Annotated in this window: 1 protein-coding gene; it reads right to left on the bottom strand. The window is 74.0% G+C overall.

Translation table 11 applies throughout. From position 1 onward, the window contains the following. Window positions 1-4,981, bottom strand: a 4,981-nt coding sequence (locus VKZ81_RS00990; protein ID WP_324239436.1) for a DUF8616 domain-containing protein, incomplete at both ends; no start/stop codon positions are given.

Below are 4,981 nucleotides of genomic sequence, written 5' to 3'. Positions count from 1 at the left end.
TCCCGACCGCGACGAGGGTGACGTTGGCCAGCAGCCGCTCCCCGTTCGCGGCCGCCAGCCGCGCCATGCCCGGCCGGCCCAGCTCCTCCACGAGGTCGCCCATGAGCGCACCGGTCCAGTTCGTGTCCTTCACGAACTGGTACGAGGCGTAGTTGCGGCGCTGCTTGCGGGACTGCGCCAGCTTCTGCCCGCCGTGCACCGCAACGCGCTCGACCGCGAACGCCCGCTGCGCCGGCGTGATCAGCAGGTCGCCGTTGACGGCGCCGGCAGCGGCGTCGGAACCGCTGCCGGCGCCCGCCGTGGCCGGGGGCGCGCGCGGCGCGATCGGCAGCCGCACCCCGGGCGGCCCGAGCCGCTGCGCTCCGGGCACCGCCCACGGGTACAGCAACACCGTCGGCCGGAACGCCGCCCGGGACGCGCCGGTCGCGTCGAACTCGAGCCAACTGCCGTCGGTCGTGATGCGCGCGCCCGCGCGACCCGGCCGGTGCACCCGCACGGTGGAGGTGAACGCGACGATCGTCCGACCGGTGCGCTGCGCGAGCTCCCGCGCAGGGGTCGCGGGGCCCGCCGCGAGCGAGCACGCGCAGACCGTCATCGGTCCCGACGGCGCCGACGGTGGCAGCAGCTGCTCGAGCAGCTCCGCGACCTGCGCGGGCGTGACGCGCACGTCCGCGTCCGGCATCGGGTAGATGAACCCGTCCCGCTCACCGTGCATGACCAGCACGAGCTCGCCGTCTGCCACGCGCAGCTCGAGCGCATGCGCCCGCAGCGGGTCGCCCGGTGGCACGAGCACGACGCCGCGCCCGTCCGGGTGCACGATCGCCTCGCGGCGGATCCGCTCCAGATCGGCGTCCGTCGCGTCCCGCCGCGCGCGCGGGGTCGGCGGGCCGCGCACCCGCATGCTCCGCCAGGTGTCGATCTTCGACAACCCGAGCAGGACGGCGGCGCCGCCGGCGAGGCCGAACACCACGATGGGCCAGTTGGCGGGGAGCAACCCGAGCACGCCGAACGCCACCAGCCCGGTGTTGAGGTGCACGTTCGCCCACGCACCCTTGCGCGGCGCGATCCGGCCCAACCCGAGCTCGACGGCGAGGCCGAGCTTGGTCAGGTAGCCGCTCGCCAGCGTCAGCACGACCGCCGGGGCGACCAGCAGCAGGTTCCCGTCCGCGACCATCTGCGCGGTCAGCAGGGCGTTCGCCACCGTGATGATCGGCAACCCGAGCAGGTGCACGATCTTGCGGGCCAGCGGGTGGTGGCTCGCCACGTCCCGCCCGGCGAGCCCGGTGATCGCGGCCGGACCGGCCTGGGCGAAGAACAGGGCGTCGGTGACGGCGTAGACCGCGTTCACCCACATCTCCAGGCCGCTCGTGGCCAGGGCCTGGCTCACGTGCCAGATGAAGTGGATCACGTAGGTGACGGCCAGCGCGGTGTTGACCGTCCGGCCCGAGAAGCCCGCGTCCGCCGAGATCGACGGGTAGGACTGGTACTGCGTGCCCGAGTGGACGCCGACCCGGTCGAGCATCACCGAGAACGCCGCGAGCGCCCGGTCCCGGAGCTCCTGGATCTGAGCGGCCGTGGGCCGACCGGAGCGAACGACGGCGTCCCATTCCTCGGCGATCGCGGCCACCTCGGTCCGGAACCTGTCGGTGACGGCGTCGAGCCGCTGCAGCCGGGCCGGGCCGGCGCCACCCAGCACCGCGTACTTGCGGGTCTTCGCGACGAGCTGGTCGATCGTGTTGGGGTCGAACTGCCCCCGCTCGAGGATCGACTCGACCATCACGCGGATCTGCTGCGCGTACGCCGCGCGGTAGAGGTTCAGCGCACCGCGCACCGTGAACGCCGCGTAGCTGACCGTCGCGGTGATCTGCAGCAGCGGAGCGCCCACCGCGATCAGCACCGCGGTCACGCCCGCCCCGATCGCCGTCTTCACGAGGAAGCGGGTGCGCTGACGCTCCATCTCGCGGTCGGCGGCGTCCTGGTCGAGCTGCGTGCGCTGCACCTCGCTCAGCACGCCTGTGGTCGTGGCCGGGTCACCCAGCGCCCGCCGGGCCTGGTCCGCGGCCACGAGCGCATCGACCGTGTACGGCGCACCGGACGGATCGACGAGGCCGAGCGCGGCGGTGTCGTGGGCCGGCGGCAGTGCGGCGTCCGCGCGGCGCTGCGCGGCGCGCCGCTCCCTGGCCCGCCAGTGGTCCTCGACCGACGCCCGCAGCGACGCCCGCACCAGCCTCCAGGTGATCAGCTTCTTCGCGCTGACCGCATCGGGGGTGACCGCGTTGTGCCAGCGCAGCAGGTTGCGCAGCTGGCCGGTGGCCTCGTCGGCCGGGTTGCGCCAGTCACCGGGCCCGACGACCGGTATGTCGGAGTCGGGCCGGGCGAGCGCGGACTCGTCGCGCTCGAACGCGTAGCGGGCCGCCCACCGGTCGAGGAACCGCCGGTACTGCGGCGTGAGCTCGGCGAGGACCTCGTCCCACCGCCCGGACCGCAGCTGGACGTACGCCCACTGCTGCACGTCGCGCCGGGCGGCCAGCAGCAGCCGCTCCAGGTTGGCGTGCCGCAGCTTCGCCAACGCCTCCGGCCCGACCTCGTCGCGGATCCGCTCGAACACCGGGTCGAGGTCGTGGGCCTGGCGGAAGTACTGGGCGAGCGACTCCGGCTTCACCCCGTCCGTGCCGTAGATGAACCGGTCCTCGTGCCGGCGCACCAGGTCGATGAACGCGTCGGTGATCGCCTTCGTCGCCTTGAGGTGGCGGGCCACCTCGTTCCAGGAGATGTCGGTCGAGACGTGCTGCAGGCCCGGGTCGGACAGGATGCGGCCCCACAGCCGGATGTACTCCGGCGTCGGGTCGGTGAACTTGCCCATCCCCATGTGGGCCAAGATCACCTTCGCGCCCGGGTACTGCTTGAGCAGCGACAGCAGCGGCATGCCGAAGCGGCCGTCCGGCCGCTCGGCCGCGTAGCGGAAGTCCTCGAGGATCCGCGCCAGCCCGAAGTCGTTGTGGATGACGATCAGGTGGCCCTGCTCCTGCACCGCGGCCAACAGCTCGCGCAGGTGCGGGTTGTAGATGTCCAGGCGGCGCAGGTCGGCGGCCGTCAGCAGGGACCGGGCGGCTGCGTCGTACCCCGCCGCGGCGAGCAGCGAGCGGATCGCATCGACGTTCGCCAGCAGCACGGGCAGTAGCTGCGTGGCGTCGCGCTCGTCGCCGCCCGCCACCATCATCCGCAGGGCAGCCGGCATGTCGTCCGCCGCGATCCGACCCTTCTCGAGCGCGGTGCGCAGCAGGCCCGCCGCGGTGACGAGGCGATCGATCTGCGTCCGCCATTCGGGGTTGATCGCGTGGATCGCCTGGGGGCCGAGCAACCGGGTGACGGCCTCCTTGGCGATGGTCGTCTCGCCGATAAGCCCGGCGACGTCCGGGTTGAGGATCGTGAACAGCCGCAGGTACGCGAGGGCACCAGGGATGTCCATCCGCGCGCCGGTGGAGCCGACCACCGCCCGCCAGCGCAGGTCCGACGGGAGCTCGCGCACCTCACGGGTCAGTCGGACGTCGGAGAAGACGCCCCACATCCGCAGCATCGGGGTGCGCGTCCCGAACGCCACGTTCAGGACGCTGTTGACCAGGTAGTAGAAGGTCGCCCCGAGCGGGGCGAAGCCCTTGCCGTGCTGCGGGATGAAGTGGAAGGTCACCACGCCCTGGTGGCCGGCGTCGCGCAGCCACTTGACGAGGCCCTTCACCTTCGGCGGCCGCGAGTGGTCGTAGCCCGCCGGGTGGAAGTGGCCGTCGGACAGGTCGTACTGCGCGATCCGGTTGCGCCCGACGAGCACGAGCGCGCCGTCCTCGGTCGTCACCACGACGAAGCGGCCCTCGTCGCCGAGCTGCTCGCGCAGCCACCCGACCGTCACCCGGCCGCCGTCGGGCAGGCCGAACTCGGCGCCCCGGTTGAACCAGCGCATCAGGCGCGTGTTCAACGCGTCCACCTTCGGGAACCGCTCGGGGTCACCGCGCCACGGGCCCGTCAGCATCGTGATCGTGTCGGCGCCGAGCCCGGTCGCCTCGCGCAGCACCCGGTGCGGCATGCCTCGGTTGCTGGCCGCGCGCACCGCCTCCGCGATGCCGTGGGCGAGGTCGGCCTCCGCGCGGCGCCGGGCAGCGAGCGCCGCGGCCACCTCGCGGTTCGACTGGCGCAAGCGCACCGACAGCTCGTCCGGTACCGCGTTGCCGGCGCCGGCCAGGACAGCGCGCAGGCCGCCGGCCGCCTGCTCGTAGGCGTCGCGCAGCTCGCGGTTGCGCTGGAGCGCTTCCTGCAGCTCCGTCTCGGCCGCGGCGAGCCGCTCACGCAGCGCTTGCGCGGCGAGCAAGGCCTTGCGGAGTGCCCGGGCGGCACGGGAACGCCCGAGGTCCTCCAGCGACGGCGGTCCGCGGATCGGGTTGGTCACCCGCTCCCGGCCCCGTGCCGCGGACGTGACCGGCCGCCCCGTCCCCACCTCGGCGAGCGGGGTGCCACCGGTGCCACCCGACGCCACGGCGGCCGCGGTCGGCGCACCACCGCCACCGGCGCCCGCCCCGGCCACGATCGCGGGGACCCGTCCCGCGGCGCGCGTCGCGAGCCTGCCACCGATCACGGCGTACCGCTGCTGGGCCCGGTCGCCGGCGGCCGCCAGCGCGCCCGGGAGGCCCGCGACGGCGTCCTGCAGCTGCCGCTCGGCCTTGTCCAGGAGCTGCCGCTTGCTCTCGACGGCGACGCGCACCAGGCGCAGGTCGGTCTCGAAGCCCCGGAACCGGTCGGGGTGGCCGCCGATCGCGACCGGGGTGTCGACCGGGATCAGGGGGTCGAGGGCGATCGACTCCACCAACTCGACCGGCACGCCGAGCGTCTCGGCGACGGTCTCCAGCTCGTCGCGGGTGCGGCTGGTCCCGTCCGGCGGGTGGAGCACCCACCGGATGCCCGCGTCGAGCGCCTCGAACAGCTGCGCCCGGTA

The sequence above is a fragment of the Pseudonocardia sp. genome, from assembly GCF_035305885.1.
In the GTDB taxonomy this organism is placed as follows: domain Bacteria; phylum Actinomycetota; class Actinomycetes; order Mycobacteriales; family Pseudonocardiaceae; genus Pseudonocardia.
Note: the sequence above shows the minus strand (reverse complement) of the source record. Positions and strands in the feature narration are given on the sequence as shown.